At 71.2% G+C, this 15,120-nt stretch carries 16 protein-coding genes; 6 read left to right on the forward strand and 10 right to left on the reverse strand.

Annotated elements, in window-relative coordinates:
- The first annotated feature begins 10 nt into the window (after positions 1-10).
- Entirely contained in the window at positions 11-205 is a 195-nt protein-coding gene (locus ABZ208_RS07560; protein ID WP_328398590.1) for a hypothetical protein, read from the forward strand.
- Between the two features lie 16 nt (positions 206-221).
- Here the strand turns inward: ABZ208_RS07560 and ABZ208_RS07565 are convergent, their stop codons facing one another.
- Positions 222-1,319, reverse strand: a complete 1,098-nt coding sequence (locus ABZ208_RS07565) for a magnesium and cobalt transport protein CorA (protein ID WP_356908687.1) — start codon at positions 1,317-1,319, stop codon at positions 222-224.
- Positions 1,320-1,413: 94 nt separating this feature from the next.
- The gene (locus ABZ208_RS07570; RefSeq protein WP_356908688.1) at positions 1,414-2,937 is read right to left on the reverse strand and encodes an NPCBM/NEW2 domain-containing protein; all 1,524 of its coding nucleotides are present in this window, start codon (positions 2,935-2,937) and stop codon (positions 1,414-1,416) included.
- Between the two features lie 450 nt (positions 2,938-3,387).
- Between ABZ208_RS07570 and ABZ208_RS07575 the strand changes: the two genes are divergently transcribed.
- On the forward strand, positions 3,388-3,546 hold the full coding sequence (locus ABZ208_RS07575) for a hypothetical protein (RefSeq protein ID WP_356908609.1): 159 nt from the start codon (positions 3,388-3,390) through the stop codon (positions 3,544-3,546).
- A gap of 109 nt (positions 3,547-3,655) precedes the next feature.
- Here the strand turns inward: ABZ208_RS07575 and ABZ208_RS07580 are convergent, their stop codons facing one another.
- A complete protein-coding gene (locus ABZ208_RS07580; RefSeq protein WP_356908610.1) occupies positions 3,656-4,180 on the reverse strand; it encodes a hypothetical protein in 525 nt (174 codons plus the stop codon).
- Positions 4,181-4,376: 196 nt separating this feature from the next.
- Here ABZ208_RS07580 and ABZ208_RS07585 point away from each other — a divergent pair, with 196 nt between their 5' ends.
- Both ABZ208_RS07585 and ABZ208_RS07590 read left to right on the forward strand, forming a co-directional pair.
- Entirely contained in the window at positions 4,377-5,705 is a 1,329-nt protein-coding gene (locus ABZ208_RS07585; RefSeq protein WP_356908611.1) for a phytase, read from the forward strand.
- 104 nt (positions 5,706-5,809) lie between these two features.
- Positions 5,810-6,436, forward strand: a complete 627-nt coding sequence (locus ABZ208_RS07590; RefSeq protein WP_356908612.1) for a hypothetical protein — start codon at positions 5,810-5,812, stop codon at positions 6,434-6,436.
- 37 nt (positions 6,437-6,473) lie between these two features.
- Here the strand turns inward: ABZ208_RS07590 and ABZ208_RS07595 are convergent, their stop codons facing one another.
- Complete coding sequence (locus ABZ208_RS07595) at positions 6,474-7,214, reverse strand: protein phosphatase 2C domain-containing protein (RefSeq protein ID WP_356908613.1); 741 nt, start codon at positions 7,212-7,214, stop codon at positions 6,474-6,476.
- 568 nt (positions 7,215-7,782) lie between these two features.
- Here ABZ208_RS07595 and ABZ208_RS07600 point away from each other — a divergent pair.
- Entirely contained in the window at positions 7,783-8,616 is an 834-nt protein-coding gene (locus ABZ208_RS07600) for a CAP domain-containing protein (protein WP_356908614.1), read from the forward strand.
- A gap of 4 nt (positions 8,617-8,620) precedes the next feature.
- Here ABZ208_RS07600 and ABZ208_RS07605 read toward each other — a convergent pair whose 3' ends face one another.
- The 4 genes from ABZ208_RS07605 to ABZ208_RS07620 form a co-directional block, all read right to left on the reverse strand.
- Positions 8,621-9,658: a PI-PLC domain-containing protein gene (locus ABZ208_RS07605; protein ID WP_356908615.1), complete on the reverse strand. Its 1,038-nt coding sequence runs from the start codon at positions 9,656-9,658 to the stop codon at positions 8,621-8,623.
- Between the two features lie 85 nt (positions 9,659-9,743).
- Positions 9,744-11,045 (reverse strand): HAMP domain-containing sensor histidine kinase, encoded by a 1,302-nt coding sequence (locus ABZ208_RS07610; protein ID WP_356908616.1) that lies wholly within the window; start codon positions 11,043-11,045, stop codon positions 9,744-9,746.
- The gene (locus ABZ208_RS07615) at positions 11,042-11,728 is read right to left on the reverse strand and encodes a response regulator transcription factor (protein ID WP_356908617.1); all 687 of its coding nucleotides are present in this window, start codon (positions 11,726-11,728) and stop codon (positions 11,042-11,044) included. The genes ABZ208_RS07610 and ABZ208_RS07615 overlap by 4 nt, the downstream gene beginning before the upstream one ends.
- Before the next feature lie 53 nt (positions 11,729-11,781).
- Positions 11,782-12,024, reverse strand: coding sequence for a hypothetical protein (locus tag ABZ208_RS07620; protein ID WP_356908618.1), 243 nt, complete (start codon positions 12,022-12,024; stop codon positions 11,782-11,784).
- Between the two features lie 94 nt (positions 12,025-12,118).
- Between ABZ208_RS07620 and ABZ208_RS07625 the strand changes: the two genes are divergently transcribed.
- Positions 12,119-12,340, forward strand: a complete 222-nt coding sequence (locus ABZ208_RS07625; RefSeq protein ID WP_356908619.1) for a hypothetical protein — start codon at positions 12,119-12,121, stop codon at positions 12,338-12,340.
- A gap of 70 nt (positions 12,341-12,410) precedes the next feature.
- Here the strand turns inward: ABZ208_RS07625 and ABZ208_RS07630 are convergent, their stop codons facing one another.
- Both ABZ208_RS07630 and ABZ208_RS07635 read right to left on the reverse strand, forming a co-directional pair.
- Complete coding sequence (locus tag ABZ208_RS07630; RefSeq protein WP_328398568.1) at positions 12,411-12,551, reverse strand: hypothetical protein; 141 nt, start codon at positions 12,549-12,551, stop codon at positions 12,411-12,413.
- Between the two features lie 195 nt (positions 12,552-12,746).
- Positions 12,747-14,846, reverse strand: coding sequence for a SpoIIE family protein phosphatase (locus ABZ208_RS07635; RefSeq protein ID WP_356908620.1), 2,100 nt, complete (start codon positions 14,844-14,846; stop codon positions 12,747-12,749).
- Positions 14,847-15,120 lie beyond the last annotated feature (274 nt).

Here is a 15,120-nt window from a genome sequence, read left to right on the forward strand (position 1 = left end):
CGGTCACGACGTGAACGACATCGCGACGGACACCCTGATCGCGGCCTGCTGCGCCGCAGCGCTCACCCTGCTGGTCCGGTCCGCCCTCGGCTTCGTCAGGGCGGGCGGCACCGACCCGTCCATCGAGGCCCGCTCCGTGGAACTCGGCCTCTACGGCGGCATGGTCGCCCTGCTGACCCTCGGCCTGTTCATCGGCCTGACCTGACCCGGCAGGAGGGAGTTCAGAGCCAGCCGTTGCGGCGGAAGCTGCGGTGGATGAGCAGACAGGCGGTCGCCATCACACCGAGGACGAGGGGATAGCCGTACGTCCAGTGCAGCTCGGGCATGTGCTCGAAGTTCATGCCGTAGACCCCGCACACCATCGTCGGTACGGCGACGATGGCCGCCCACGCGGTGATCTTGCGCATGTCCTCGTTCTGGGTGACGGTCACCTGGGCGAGATGGGCCTGCAGGATCGAGTCCAGCAGCCCGTCGAACGCGGCGATCTGCTCGTTGATCCGGGCCAGATGGTCGACGACGTCGCGGAAGTACGGCTGTATGTCCGGGCCGACCGGCGGCAGGGGGGTGGTGGCCAGCGTCCGCAGGGGGCGCTCCAGGGGGGCCACGGCCCGCTTGAGCTCCAGCAGTTCGCGCTTGAGCTGGTAGATCCGCCCGGCGTCGCCCCGGCCGGCCTGTTCGCTGAAGACGGCGGTCTCCACCGCGTCGATGTCGTGCTGCACCGCGTCCGCGACCGCCAGGTGCTCGTCGACGACATGGTCGGCTATCGCATGCAGGACGGCGGCCGGTCCCTTGGCCAGCTGCTCGGGCGCGGACTCCAGCGCCTCGCGCAGCGGGCCGAGTGAACCGTGTCTGCCGTGCCGGACGGTGATCACGAAGTCGGATCCGGTGAAGACCATCAGTTCGCCGGTGTCCACCACCTCGCTGGCGGCGGTGAGTTCCTCGTGCTCGACATAGCGGCAGGTCTTGAACACGGCGAACAGGGTGCCCGCGCCGTGCGTGTCGTCGTAGCGCTGCACCTTGGGGCGCTGATGCGGCTGCACGGCGTCCTCGACGGCGAGCGGATGCAGCTCGAACAGCTCGGCGATACCGGCGAATTCGGCCTCGGTGGGCTCGTGCAGCCCGATCCACACGAAGCCGCGGCCCGCCTTGCGCACCAGACGCAGCGCCTCGTCCACGGCGTACGGGCCGGGACGGCGCACCCCGTCCTCGTACGTCACGCAGTTCACCACCGCGCTGCCCAGCGGCGACCTGGCCGGGTGGCTCAAGTCCACGGTGCGGCGGTAGGTACGGCGGACCACGCGGCGCAGGCTGCGGATCATCGGCACGGCGGGCTCCTTTCAACAGCGACGGGCGCACAGTGTGCCACCCGCCGCTGCCGGGGAGTGCCGCGGTGCCGTGCAGGTCACACACGGGTCAGGTGCAGACGAGCTCAGGAGCCGCCCAGTCGGCGTGGTCGTGGTCGATGCCGTCACCGGCGTCGGTGACGACGAGTCGCAGCTTCTGGCCGCCGGTCAGGTCGGCGGTCAGGCGGACCGGCGGATCGCTCGCTGTGCGTACGCCGCTGTCGGCGACCAGCGCCGCGTCCCGGTAGATCCGGAAGACGGCCGATCCGCCGGCCGTGGACTCGTCGTCCACACCGACCTCGACGCTCACCGACCGGCAGATGCCGCCCAGGTGGTACGTGATGTCGCTCGCGGCGTGGGTGCCGAGCCCTTTGGCGTAGGTGGTGCCGCCGATGGTGAGCGTGCGGCCGTCTCCCGCGGCCTGCTCGCCGTTGCTGCGGTGACGCTCGACCGGTCCCCAGCCGTTTGCGGCCGAGGTCCAGGGCAGATCGCCCAGCTGGTGGATGCCCGCCGGGGGTGGCACCGGGCTGCCCGGTGTCACCCGGTACATCACCGTGCCGTGCGGGGGGACCGAGGCGCTGATGGTGCCCGTGGTGGTGCGGGTCTGCCGGGACCACAGGTCCTTGAGCGTGTAGGAGGAAGCACCGCCGAGCCCGATCGCGTCGACGGTCGTGGTGATCGTCCGCGCCGAGATGTTCTCGTTGGTGAGCGTCACCGAACGGCTGCCGTCCGCCAGGGGCTTGGACATCACCAGCAGACCGCCGGAGCGGGAGACCACCGTGCCCTGTCGGCCCAGGCTGTCCTGGTCGACGGCGATGACATCGGTGTTCCTCAGGATCTCGAGGGTGGCGGGCGAGGCGGTGCGCAGATCGCTGCCGATCAGCAGGGGCGCCGCCATCTGTGCCCAGAGGCTGAAGTGTGTCCGGTACTCGGTGTCCGTCATTCCGCCGTTGCCGACCTCGAGCATGTCGGGGTCGTTCCAGGCCCCGGGCCCGGCGTAGGGCGCGAGCGACTGGTTCGCACGGGCGATATTGATCATGCTGGACCAGGTGTCGCTGATGTCCCCGGTGGTGCGCCAGGCATGGCCGTACTCACCGGCCCACTTCCAGGGCTGGTTCTCGCCCCACTCGCAGATGCTGTAGACGATCGGCCGCCCGGTGGCCTCGAGCGCGTCGGCCATGGCCTTGTACCGCTGCCTGGCGTCGACACCGCTGTTGTTGCAGTTGTCGTACTTCAGGTAGTCGACTCCCCAGGAGGCCCACAGCTCGGCGTCCTGCCGCTCGTGCCCGAGTCCGCCGGGAAACCCTTTGACGTCACAGGTCTTGGTACCGGCGCTGGAGTAGATCCCGAACTTGAGTCCTTTGGAGTGCACATAGTCGGCAACGGCCTTGATCCCGTTGGGGAAGCGGACCGGGTCGGGGACCAGATTGCCGGCTGTGTCCCGGTCGGGCAGGGCCCAGCAGTCGTCGATGTTGACGTACTCGTACCCGGCGTCCTTGAGGCCCTGGGAGACGAAGACGTCGGCGATGCCCTTGACCATTGCCTCGTTGAACTCGGCGCGGCAGTGGGTGGAGTTCCAGTTGTTGAAGCCCATGGGCGGGGTGAGGGCGAGACCGCCCCCGCCCCCGGCCGCGGGCGCGGCGGCCTGCGGCGGGGCTTGCGCGGCGGCCGAAGGGGGCGCGGTGAGGGCCGCCCCGCCGGTGAGGAGGGCGAGAGCGGCTGCGACGACAGCGAGTCGCCTTCCCGGCGTGGTTCGTTTTCCCGGCGTGGTTCGTTCGATGGGCACGTGCGGCTCCGTGGGGTGAATGTCGCACACAAATGAACGGGGACGAACGAAAACGACCATATTCCATCGTCACGCCCGGTACATGTCAAGGGTCCGCCGTCCTCGGGTCTGCCGCCCGTGCGGGTCACTCCATGCACAGGGGACGTCACCCGAACGGCTGTCACCGGATGCCCCGGGCGGCGGCGCGGCGGACGCTGGGACGGCATGGCGACCGGATCGAGGCCTCGAAGAGCGACGACACGGTGCGGCAGGTGACGCATGGAGATGCTCGGCGAACGACGCGCGGGGCGCACGGCCGCCGCCCTGATGCCCGAGGTGCGGGCCGCCCTGGCCCGCGGGTGCGCGACGGCGCACGGTGCCCGGGCCCACTGTCCCGTCCCCGCCGCCGGTCCCACCGCGCCGGTCCCGCCGCCCTGATCCCCGCCGGACCGTTTCCCACCGGACACCGCGCTTCGGCCGAGACCTCGAGTCCGGCCGGAGCGCGGTCATGCCCCGGGGGCCGTACCGCTTCTTCGGTGCCGGCGGGTCAGTACCGCAGGGCCCTGCCGACCTTCGCCGTGATCGCACCCGACATCTCGCGTGTGCTGCGTGCGGTGCCCTGCCCCGTCTTGCCGGCGGCCACGTCGCTGAGCGTGACCACGACCGTGTCCAGGAGTTTGCCGTTGCTGTCCTGGAAGTCGACCTGGACGGCGAAGGACCGGGCGGAGGTGTCGGTGTTCCGGGCGGAGACCTGGACGGTGCCGTGTCCCTCACTGTCCGTCGAGGGCTTGCCGAGTGTCACTTCGTCCTTGGCGTCGATGCCGCCCTTGATCGCGTCGAGCTGCTTACTGGCCTCGGCGGTTGCGGAGGCGAGCACCTCCGGTGCCTGAGAGGCGGCCGACGCGATCGCCGAACCCGCGGACTCCGCCGCGGACGCGGCCGATTCCAGTGCCGAGGCCGCCTTCGACGCGGTGTCGGACGGGCTGCCGTCATTCGTGCAGCCCGCACTGCCTGTGGCGACGAGCGCCGCCAGCACGGCTCCCGGTACGCCGCGTATCCACCCGCTTGCCATGATGACGCCTCCCGTAGTCGACTTCCGGCCTCAGTCAACGTGCGGGGCGGTCCGCGTGCCCGTCCGGCTACGGCATCCGGGTGGCCGGCCCGGGTCGTCGCCGAGTTCATGACGTGCACATGTCGTCATCGCCCGGTGGATGCCTGGCCGTCATCCCGAGGTCCGAGGCTACGCGCGACAATTGCCATGTCCCGACATGAGGAGCTTCCTCGTGACTGCTCGCACAGCCGCACTGGCCACGGCACTGACGGCGATGGTCGCCATCGCCCCGGCATCGGCCTCCACCTCCACCTCCGCGCCCGTCTCCGCTTCCGGGGCGCGCGAGCTGCCCGCGGTCACCGCCCGGGCGGAGACGCCCGCGCTCCACGACGACGAGGCGGGCGGCAACGCCGACGCCGACGACCCGGCGATCTGGCGCAACGCGGCGGACCCCGGCCGCTCCCTGGTGATCGCCACGGCGAAGGAAGGTGGGCTGCGCGTCTACGACCTCGACGCCCGCCCGGTCCAGTCGATCCCGGCACCGCCGCCCGCGGCGCCGGACGACGCCCCCGGACGGTTCAACAACGTCGACCTGGTCAACGGCCTGCGCCTCCCGTCCGGACGGGCCGATCTCGCCGTGACCACCGACCGCGGCCACGACCGGCTTCGCGTGTACCGCATCGAGCGCTCCCGATCCGGTGGCCCGCTCACCGACATCACCGACCCCGCGGCTCCGGCGGTGTTCTCGGCGAACCAGGACGAGATCAACGACCAGCGCACCGCGTACGGCCTGGCCACCTGGACCGACCGGGCGACGGGCCGCTCGTACGCCCTGGTCAGCCGTCGCGAGCGGACGAGCGTCGCGCTGCTGGAACTGACCCCCACCACCGGCGGCAAGGTCACCTACCGAAAGATCCGCACCCTGGACCTGCCGGACTCCTTCCGGCTCCCGAACGGCACCTCCTGGACCCCGTGCGCCGAGCCCGGTGCGCTTCCCCAGGTCGAGGGCATGGTGGTGGACCCCGCGAGCGGCATGCTCTATGCGGGCCAGGAGGATGTCGGCATCTGGCGGATGCGTGCCGACCTGACCGGCGCCCCGAAGCTCGTCGACACGGTGCGCGAGTACGGCGTCCCCGCCACGTACGACGAGCCGAGCGACGAGTGCGTCCCCGGCGCCGACCCCGGCTTCGGCGGCACCCGCCTCGCCGCGGACGTCGAAGGCCTGACGCTGCTCACCGAGCCGGACGGCGACGGGTACGTCCTCGCCTCCAGCCAGGGCGACAACACCTTCGCCGTGTACGACCGCGAGCTCGCGGACCACAACGAGTACGAGGCCGGTTTCCGTGTCACCGCGTCCTCCGCGGCCCTGGACGGCTCCGAGGAGTGCGACGGCGCGGCGGTGCTCAACGCCCCGCTGGGCCGGAAGTATCCGAACGGCCTCCTGGTCGTCCAGGACGGCCACGACACCCCTGCGGACGCCGACCGTGACACTACCGGCTTCAAGTTCGTGGACCTCGGGCACGTCATGAGCGCGATCGACGACTGAGACCCACCCGTCGCCCCTGTCCCCTGCTGCCTCGCCCGCCCCGCGTTGTCGGACCCACCCCGTAGCGTCGTGAATCCGAGTCGCTACGGGGGGAAGGACCGGCGATGGGGTTCAGTTCGGCGTGGGCGGTCACAGCGCACACGGACGAGGTCATGGCGGAGCTGCTGCCGCGGGTCCGGCCGCTGATCGCGCGGCAGCAGCTGCTGGAGGACACCCAGCGCGAATGGCGTGCCTGGTGCACGGATCCGCTCCCGGACCACCGGCAGTGGGACCCGCTGTGGCGCGACCCCGAGAAGGGCAGAGCTCTCATGGGGTACCTGCGGCTGACGTCCGCGGCGCCCCTGGACGAGCTGCACAGCGGTGACGACTGCACCTTCGATCTGTACGACGTGTGGGAGCAGGCGGCGGACGAGGTCCGTCCCTGGTTCGGCATCCACCGCAAGGAGTACGCCGTGAGCGCGCTGTTCCACGCGATCGGCCCGCGCCGCGCCGCCCTGCTGCCCGGCTGGTGCGGGGACTTCGCACTCGACGCGCAGGATGTGCGACGGAGCCTGCCGGCCGTCGAGCGGGCGCTCACCTTCACGCCGCAGGAGCGGGCCGCGGCCGAGGCGCGGATATGGCTCGACGAAGGTCCGGAGGACGAGTCGGTCCTGGACGGTCCGCTGCGCTGCTGGCAGCAGGCGGCGGAGGCGGGGCTCGGGCTGCTCGGCGCCAGTATTCACCTCTGCTGAATCAGGGCCGGTCTGCCGAGTCCGGGCCGGCCCTCCCTCACTCGCCGATGCGCACCACCGCGAGCGTGATGTTGTCCGGGCCCCCGGCCTCGATCGCGGCCCTCCACAGCTCGAAGGCGGCCTTGCCGTCGTCGTGCACCCGCAGCAGGCCTTCCAGTTCCTCGTCCGGTACCGGGTCGGTCAGTCCGTCGGTGCAGACCAGATAGCGGTCACCCACGGACAGCGCCACGGTCGACACATGCGGTGTGACGGCGGCGAACGCATGGGTGCCGCCGAGCGTCTGGGTGACGGCCGATGTGGTGCGGTGACCTGGCTCCGGCGGGGGACTGTCGTCCACGCTCACCTGCCGGAGCCCGTCCCGAGCCGCCTCGTACACCTTGCTGTCGCCAACGTTGAAGATCATCACCGACTCCGGCAGCAGGACGGTCCCGGCGACGGTGGTCCCCATGGTGACCAGTTGCGGATCGTCACCGGCGGCCGCGTACACCGAGTGGTTGCACAGCTTCAGCACGTCCTGGACGGCTTGCTCGTCTTCCAGGGACGGGCCGAGGGCGGAGAGCTGGCGCACCACCAGCGCGCTGGCCACCTCGCCGGCCGGCTGCCCGCCGAGCCCGTCGGCGACGGCCACGACGAGCGGTGTGCCCAGGGGGAACAGCAGCGTCTGCGGACTCTCGGTCACGGTGCCGCACAGCGTCCACGGCCCGACGACAAGGCTGTCCTCGTTGTGCTCGCGCACCAGGCCGATATGGCTCAGGGCGGTCACGGCTGCGTACGGCATGCGTTCGTCCCGCCTCTCCACGGCGACAGGCGTGCCCCACACCCCATTGTGAGGCCCCGCGAGCTCCACCGCCGTGCGATCGCCGGAAGGAAGCGAGGGTGCCACCCGGCGGAAGCCTTCGGTGCCGCCGCGCGTCCCGCACCCCGCAGCCGGCGGAGCCGTCGCAGGGAAAGGCAAGGCAGGCCGCCTCGTCGAGCGGGGCACCGGAAATCTCAAGTCGCCGCCTGCGTCATGAATATGGCACCCCGTCAGCTGTCCGGCCTGCGCCGGAGCCTGCTGGGACGCCACCGAACTCGGTTTCCACCGGGCCCGTTCAGCAATGTTACGTACCGTTTCATACCGGATTCCGTGAAGTGAACTTTCTCTCGCGGCAGGAGCGTGACCCAGAACCGCGCGGGCTGTCTGCCCTGCGCTTGAAGCGTTTCTTATGGCTTCTTGAAGAAACGGCCGGGAAGGCCTGTACCGCCCCGTCCCGGCATAGGCTTTCGTTACCCCCACGTGATCCCGGTGGGCGCTTCGCGCGCCCCCCGGGATCGCCCGCTTCTGTCTCTCCCGAGGTGCCGCACGCATGAGTTCCCACCGAGCCACCCGTCGAACGTCCCGCTCGCACGCCCGCCGCAAGGGCACGATGCGGCTGCGCAACGTCGTACTGGGAGCCGGAGCGCTCTCGGTGGTCGCGGGTCTCGGGTTCACTCTCGCCGTCGACGGCGATGACGCGGACGGCCGTGGGGACCGGGTGGAGACGAATGCCGCCGACGTCCCGGCGGTCGAGCTCCCCGACGCGGGGGCGAGCAGCGACTCCCCCTCTCCCTCCGCCTCGGCGAGCCCCAGCGCGAGTGCCAAGCCGAGCAAGTCCGCCTCCGAACCCGCCGAGCCGAGGCGGACGGCGAGCCCGACTCCTGCCCAGAAGGTGCAGCAGAAGGCCGGTACCGGTACGGGGTCGAAGCCCGGCGGCGGTGCCGACAAGCCGGAGCCGGCTTCCGGCGGGGGCTCGGACAGCGGATCCGGTGGCGCCTCGGACAGCGTGACCGCCGAGGTGATCGCGCTGGTCAACAAGGAGCGCGCGGCGGCCGGATGCTCGCCGCTGACCGCGAACGCGAGGCTCACCCGGGCCGCCGAGGACTACAGCGACGTCATGGCCCGCAGTGGCGTGATGTCCCACACCGGTCCGGACGGCTCCACCATGACCAGCCGGGTGGAGGCGGCCGGCTACGCCTGGTCCACGCTCGGCGAGAACATCGCCCGGGGCCAGTCCGACGCGGCCGCCGTCATGGACGCGTGGATGAACAGCCCCGGCCACCGCGCGAACATACTCAACTGCTCCTTCAAGGAGATAGGCGTCGGCCTGCACTCCGGGGACGGCGGCCCGTGGTGGACCCAGAACTTCGGAGCGTCCCGCTGAGAGTTCAGCGGGAGTTGAGCTCCTCGACGATGGAGCGCGGGGTGTGACCGCTGCCGTCGGACCGCTGGTGGAAGTCGACGGCCACGACGTTCGGATTCCGTCCGCCCGCCGCCGGCCGGCACTGCTGGGCGATCCGGTCGCGCAGCTTGGCGCCGTTGTCCGCCGCCGCGGTCAGGATCGTCGGCACATTGCGGAAGTGGCTCATCACGAACAGCCTGTTGAAGCCCGGTTCCTTCCGGTCGAGGGGGATGTCGCCCCATCTGCTGGTGCAGGCCACGTCGTTGCCGAGGTCGCCGAGGCTCCAGTAGTTCGACACCGTCCAGTCCCGTTCGTTCATCACGCCGAAGCTCTCCCGGCCTGAGCCGCCGGAGAAGAGCAGCAGTCGTTTGTTCGCCGTCACCATGTCGGCAACCTTCGGCCAGCCGTGCTCGCGGACGCCCGTGAGGTCGGGCCGGAAGAGCAGTTCCTGCAGACCGCGGACCTTGTTCAGTGACTGCCCGAGCTGTCCGGCGCTCGTGTAGTCCTCGAGGAAGATCGTCACCACTTCTTGCGGATGGGCGTTCAGGAAGTCCACGACCGTCTGCATCGCCTGGTGGAACGACTGGCGCGGCAGGGCGTAGGTGATCCCGGCGAAGGTCTTGCATCCGCCGTGGCACAGATACACGTCACTCGGATAGCAGTCGCTGCCGAAGCTGATGACGCACAGCCAGGTGCTGCGCTCGTACCAGTGCGTGTCCAGCAGCAGGCCGCGTACGCCGCGGTCGAGCTGGCCTCGCACCGACTCGGCCTGGCTGACCGACGACCACCGCGCGTCCTCGTAGTTGGTGAACGAGTTGTGGGTGGCCAGCATGGTCACCTCGTCGAGCCGCTTGTCGCCCCAGCGCGCCTGCGCGGCCGTCCGGGCTGTGTGCGAGCCGGAGTTGTCCGCGGCGGCGGCCGTCAGCGGGGTGCAGGCCAGAAGGAGGCAGAGCGCCAGAAGCAGCCATCGTGCGCGGGGCAGGGTGATGCGGGGGCCCACGCAGGCTCTGTCAGACGTGTCCATGCCAGGAAGCTACACCGGACGGCCCGCTTCCGCCCCGACGCCGTCCACAGAACTCCGCCCGCGGGGCTGCGTCGGCGGGACCGGGTCAACGGGACTCGGTCAGCGCGAGCGCGACCCTTACCCGTGCGCCTCCCATGGGCGCGCGGCCGATCTCCAGGTCTCCGTCGGCGGTACGGGCGGCCCGCGCCACGATGTCCAGGCCGAGCCCGGTGGAGCCGACCACGCCCGACCTGCGGGTGGGCGCGCTGTCGGGGTCGGCGATCCCCGGGCCCGCGTCGTCCACCGTCAGCAGCACATGCCGGTCGGTGCGCTCCACCCGTACGGCGAAGGCCGTGCCCTGCGGGGTGTGCCGGAAGACGTTGCCTATCAGGGCGTCGATGACGGCGGCCAGCTCGTCCTCCGGGAACCGCACCGGCGTCGGCCTCGGCGTGAAGGACCGTTCGTACGGCCGCTCCTGCTGGGCGGCGAGCACCGACCAGAAGTCCAGCCGCAGCGCCACCACCTCCGCCACCTCGCAGGACCCCGTCCCGGCGGCGCCGGCGGCCGGGCCCGCGGCCAGCGGGGTCCGGGCGGCGGTGATGATCGAGTCCAGCTCGGTCTCCAGCTGCACCACGGCGTCGTTGATCCGCCGTGCACCGGGCGAGGTGCCCATGAGCTCCGCCTCCAGGTGCAGCGCGGTCAGCGGGGTCCGCAGCCGGTGGGAGAGGTCGGCCACCATCTCCCGTTCGATCGCGAGCAGTTGCACCACCCGGTCGGCCATCGTGTTGAACGCGGCGCCCGCCTCTTTCAGTTCCGGCGGGCCGGCCGGCTCCACCCGTACCTCGAGGTCCCCCGTGCCCAGTGCCAGAGACGCCCGCGACAGGCTGCGGGAGGACCGCACGACCCGGGCCCCCAGCCGGTCGGCGACCAGCACCGAACCGCCCACCAGCCCCAGCGCCAGCAGCGACATGACGCCCCAGGAGACCCACACCCCGCGGGTCAGGTCTGAGCCGGGCACGTACGCCTCGACGACCGCGACCCGGTCCTGGGCGAGGACGACGGGCTGGAGGTAGACCCAGCCCCCGGCCGTGTCCATGGCCAGCGTCTCCCGCTTGCGCACCGCGCGCTGCAGCGCGTCGGACGGCGCGTGCAGCGAGCCGATCAGCCGGCCGTCCGGCAGCCGTACGGCCAGCTGATCGGGCGAGTCGAGGCCCGACACCGCCTGCTGCACATCGGCCGGCCGGGTGGTGAGCGCGAGGACCGGCGAGAGGGCCGCGGCGCGCTGCACGGCGGCGGTGGTGGCCCGGTCGCGGGCCTGGTCGCGCACGAGCAGGGCGAGCGGAATGAGAAAGGACAGCGCGACCATCGTCGTCACGGCGAGGGCGATCCCCGCGAGTGCACGTCTCATGCCGAGGAGACCAGTTTGATCCCGATGCCCCGCACGGTGTGCAGATAGCGGGGCCGCGCCGCCCGTTCGCCGAGCTTGCGGCGCAGCGCCGACAGATGGACGTCGACCGTCTGGTCCTCCAGGTACGGCTGCTGCCACACGTCGGCGAGTATGCGCCGCCGTGAGACGACCTGATCGGCGTTGGCCGCGAGATAGGCGAGCAGGTCGAACTCCCGCCGGGTGAGGGTCAGCTCGCGCCCGGCGAGCTGGGCGGTACGGGCCAGCGGATCGATGCGCAGGTCGCCCACGTGCACCACCGGCTGCCGGGCCCGCTCGTCCGCCGGGCCCGCCCGTCGCAGCACCGCCTGGAGCCGGGCGTCGAGCTGACCGCCCGAGAACGGCTTGACCATGTAGTCGTCCGCACCGGCGTTGAGCAGCTTGATGATCTCCGTGTCGTCGTCGCGTGCCGTGGCGACCAGCACCGGCACCCGTGAGATGCCCCGGATCATCCGCAGCACGTCGAGTCCGTCGAGATCGGGCAGCCCGAGGTCGAGCACGACGACATCGGGCGGGCACTGGGTGATTTCGCGCAGTGCCTCGAAACCCTGGGAAGCGGTACGCACCCCGTAGCCGTGCGCGGTGAGTATCTCTATCAGCGCGCCTCGGATCACGGGGTCGTCTTCGACGACGAGGACGGAGGCCATGGGCAGGCACGTTAGCCGGTCCGCCACTATGGTGTCGTGCCCCGCCTCCTGCGCTACTTGCTCATATGGCTGTCGTGTACGACGACCAGCGTCACGGCCGTGATGGTCTCGGTCCATTTCGTGGTGGGTTCGACCAGACCGACGCCGACGGTCGGGCAGTCGGCGCCGACGGTGTTCCTGTCCTCGTCCCCCTCGGTGACTGCCGGCCGCTCCCCGAACCCCAGGCCCTCCCCGAGCCGCTCGCCGAAGCGCACGACCACTGCGAAGCCGACGCCGAAGCCGGCGAACCCCCGCACCTCGGCCCCACCTCCCGCACCCCGGCCGACTCCGCCCGCCCAGCCGGCATCCGGCCCGAAACCTGGCCAGGGCTGCGACGAGGGCGGCTCCGGCGTGCACACCGTCCCCTCGACAGGCGGAAAGGTCACGGTGCGCTACGGAAGTGACGCGGTGTGTCTGGTGTCGGCCATCCCGAACTCCGGCTTCACGGTCAGCACGGCGCAGACCGACGCGCAAACGCTGACGGTGACCTTCAGCGCCGACAGTCACCGCTCGGAAATCACGGCGACGACGGTCCCGGTGGACCGGTGGAGCGTGCGCGAGTCGTCCTTCTGACGCCCCGGGGTCCCGGGATGTCCACTGCCCCGGGGTGTGCGCACAGGGCCTGACGGACAGCGCCGTGGTCTCAGGCTTCGTCGTCCGCCACGCGCTCACCCTCGGCCTGGGACGGAGTGGTCCTCATGGTGTCGGGGTGCACTTCCTCGGTCGACTCGGGATCTTCGCCCTCGGCCTGCGAGGGGGTGGTGTACTCGGCGTACTCGCTCATGACATTCCCTCACCTTCGGTACGTGTTCGCGTACGGAGCGTAACCTGCCTGGGGCTGCCCCGCCGCCCGTCCGGGCAGCGCGGTACGGAGCAGGCTCGGGCCGCGGACCCATGGAGGGGCCGGGCCTCTACTGCCAGAGTGCACCCGCGGCGACCGCATCGGCCCGCCGCGCACAAGAAATCGCGGCGGACGGGATCAGGCGCTGCGCACAGCTGCGCCGGACAACGCCGGGAGTACCTGTTCGGCCCAGATGGTCTTGCCCTCTGCCGTGTATCGCGTTCCCCACGCATGGGCGAGCTGGGCGACGATGAACAGGCCGCGCCCACCCTCGTCGACCGTGCGGGCATGGCGCAGGCGCGGCATGGCCGGGCTGGTGTCACGGACCTCGCAGGTCAGCCCCCGGTCATTGATCAGGCGGAGTTCCAGCGGAGGGCTCCCGTACCGGATGGCGTTGGTGACCAGTTCGCTGACCATGAGTTCGGTGTTGAAGGCCGTCTCGTCGTCCACGTCCCAGGCAGTGAGCTGGGCGCAGACATGGTGCCGGGCGACGGCGACGGCTGCGGGGTCGGCGTCGAGGGGCCATGAGGCGACGCGGTCGGCGGGGAACGGGTGGGTGCGGGCGAGCAGGAGCGCGGTGGCATGCACGCCGATGCCGTTCGGCAGCGAGTAGAGGATGTCGTCGCACACGTCCTGAAGGGGACGGCCGTCGCCTGCCGACGCGCCGTGGAGAAGTCCGGAGCGGCCGGCCAGGTACTGGGTGAGGACCGGGGAGCTGGAGAAGGCCAGGACGCTGCCGTCCGGGATCTCGAACTGGGTCGTGGCGAACGGAGTTCCCCCGACATTGCCCAGCGTCGGCCCGGTCGGCACATCGGGGATCACGGTGCTGCCGTCGGGATGCACGACGACGGGCGCCAGGTGGCCGGCGCTGGCGACCGTGCAGGTGCGGGTCAGCGGGTCGTAGACGGCGTACACGCAACTGGCGGTCAGCGCCTCGCGGTGCAGGGGGTCGCCGGGCGGCAGGGACGCGCGTTCGGCCGCGAGCTGCGCCGCGGTGTCGTTCAGGCGCGCGAGAAGTTCGTCGGACTCGAGGTCGAAACCGGCGAGCGAGCGGATCACGGTGCGCAGCTGCCCCATGGCTGCGGTGGTATGGATCCCCTGGCCCGCGACCTCCCCGACGACCAGCGCGGTGCGGGCGCTGGACAGGGAAATGGTGTCGTACCACGCGCCTGCCCCGTCGGAGGGCGTGGAGACGTACGCGGTTTCCAGGGCGGTGTGTGCGGCGGGGCGACGGGGAAGCAGCTGGCGTTGCACCGTCGAGGCGACGGTGTGCTCCCGGGTGTAGCGGCGCGCGTTGTCGATGCACAGCGCTGTGTGCTCGGCCAGTTGCAGCGCGAAGTCGAGATCGTCGTCGTCGTACGGCTCGGTCTGCCGGGTGCGGTAGAGGCTGATCAGGCCCAGTACGGTGCCGCGCAGGGTCAGCGGGGCGATGAGGAGCGACTGGGCGCCGGACGCCCGGATCACCTTGGCGCGATCCGGGTCGGCCGCCAGCCAGGGCAGGCCGGGGTGCACGGCGAGCACACGGGGGCGCAGGTCGGACAGGGCCTGCGTGAACGGGGTGGGGTCGGGGAGGCTGCGGACGTCCCCGACCGGGTGTGTCTGGGGCAGGTGAGGGTCCGCGCTGCGGAATCCGGCGCGGCGCAGCGGTGTGCCCCGGGGGAGGGGGGACAGCGGCGGGTCGTCGCCCCGTACCACGGCGTCCACCACTTCCACGATCGCGACATCGGCGAACTCGGGGACGAGGGCCCTCACGAGCTCTTCGGACGCCACCACCACATCGAGCGTCCGGCCCACCCGCTCGCGCACCGCTCCGAGCACACGCACACGGGCACGCGCCTTCTCCCGTTCGGTGACATCGACCACCGCCAGCGCGACACCGAGAATGGTCTCGCGAGAGTCCTGCAGCCGGAACACGGAGACCGCGTAGTAGTGCTCCACCTGAGTGATGGGGTGGCGGGCCCGCACGATGCGCTCCCGTACAGGGATGCCGGTGGCCAACACCCCGCGGAGGAGGGCTTCGGTCTCCTCCGGTTCGGCGACACCGTAGGCATCGGCGAAGTGGCGCCCGATCAGCGCCTCCGCGTGCACGCCTTGCATGCCCTGAGTGGCGGTGTTGATCCGTACCACCCGGAGGTCGGTGTCGAGCACGTGCAGGCCTACGGGCGACTGGGTGAAGAGGGCATCGAGCAGTGCTGCCTCCGCATCACCCGCCGGCACCGCGGAACCGCCTTGTGCCACCGAAAACCACCTCCGTCGGCAGACCCGCGCCGCGAAGCTCCCGGGCGGTCCCTCCAGGGACCTCTCTTCAGGTGTAGTGCGAAGCGGTCGAGCTAGCGAGCCGAGCGGGCGGCTTCGGCGCTGTTTCACCAGGAGAGCCGGCCCGGTGCGGAGGCGTGGAGCCGAGGCACATGGTCACAGGCGCCCCGGGGCGGGCGGCTGCGGTTCCGCATCCGCTTCTGCCCCCGGCGGGCTGCGGGGCCGGCGCGCCGCTGGGCCGCGTTCTTCGCCGCTT

Origin of the sequence: Streptomyces sp. NPDC006208 (assembly GCF_040613775.1) — a bacterium.
Taxonomy (GTDB): domain Bacteria; phylum Actinomycetota; class Actinomycetes; order Streptomycetales; family Streptomycetaceae; genus Streptomyces.

Coding starts and splice junctions, on each gene's coding strand:
- ABZ208_RS07615 (WP_356908617.1), bottom strand. CDS start 11,728: ATGGCCTCCGTCCTCGTCGTCGAAGACGACCCCGTGATCCGAGGCGCG.
- ABZ208_RS07590 (WP_356908612.1), top strand. CDS start 5,810: ATGGGGTTCAGTTCGGCGTGGGCGGTCACAGCGCACACGGACGAGGTC.
- ABZ208_RS07580 (WP_356908610.1), bottom strand. CDS start 4,180: ATGGCAAGCGGGTGGATACGCGGCGTACCGGGAGCCGTGCTGGCGGCG.
- ABZ208_RS07585 (WP_356908611.1), top strand. CDS start 4,377: ATGAGGAGCTTCCTCGTGACTGCTCGCACAGCCGCACTGGCCACGGCA.
- ABZ208_RS07575 (WP_356908609.1), top strand. CDS start 3,388: ATGGAGATGCTCGGCGAACGACGCGCGGGGCGCACGGCCGCCGCCCTG.
- ABZ208_RS07610 (WP_356908616.1), bottom strand. CDS start 11,045: ATGAGACGTGCACTCGCGGGGATCGCCCTCGCCGTGACGACGATGGTC.
- ABZ208_RS07565 (WP_356908687.1), bottom strand. CDS start 1,319: ATGATCCGCAGCCTGCGCCGCGTGGTCCGCCGTACCTACCGCCGCACC.
- ABZ208_RS07595 (WP_356908613.1), bottom strand. CDS start 7,214: ATGCCGTACGCAGCCGTGACCGCCCTGAGCCATATCGGCCTGGTGCGC.
- ABZ208_RS07605 (WP_356908615.1), bottom strand. CDS start 9,658: ATGGACACGTCTGACAGAGCCTGCGTGGGCCCCCGCATCACCCTGCCC.
- ABZ208_RS07570 (WP_356908688.1), bottom strand. CDS start 2,937: ATGGGCTTCAACAACTGGAACTCCACCCACTGCCGCGCCGAGTTCAAC.
- ABZ208_RS07600 (WP_356908614.1), top strand. CDS start 7,783: ATGAGTTCCCACCGAGCCACCCGTCGAACGTCCCGCTCGCACGCCCGC.
- ABZ208_RS07630 (WP_328398568.1), bottom strand. CDS start 12,551: ATGAGCGAGTACGCCGAGTACACCACCCCCTCGCAGGCCGAGGGCGAA.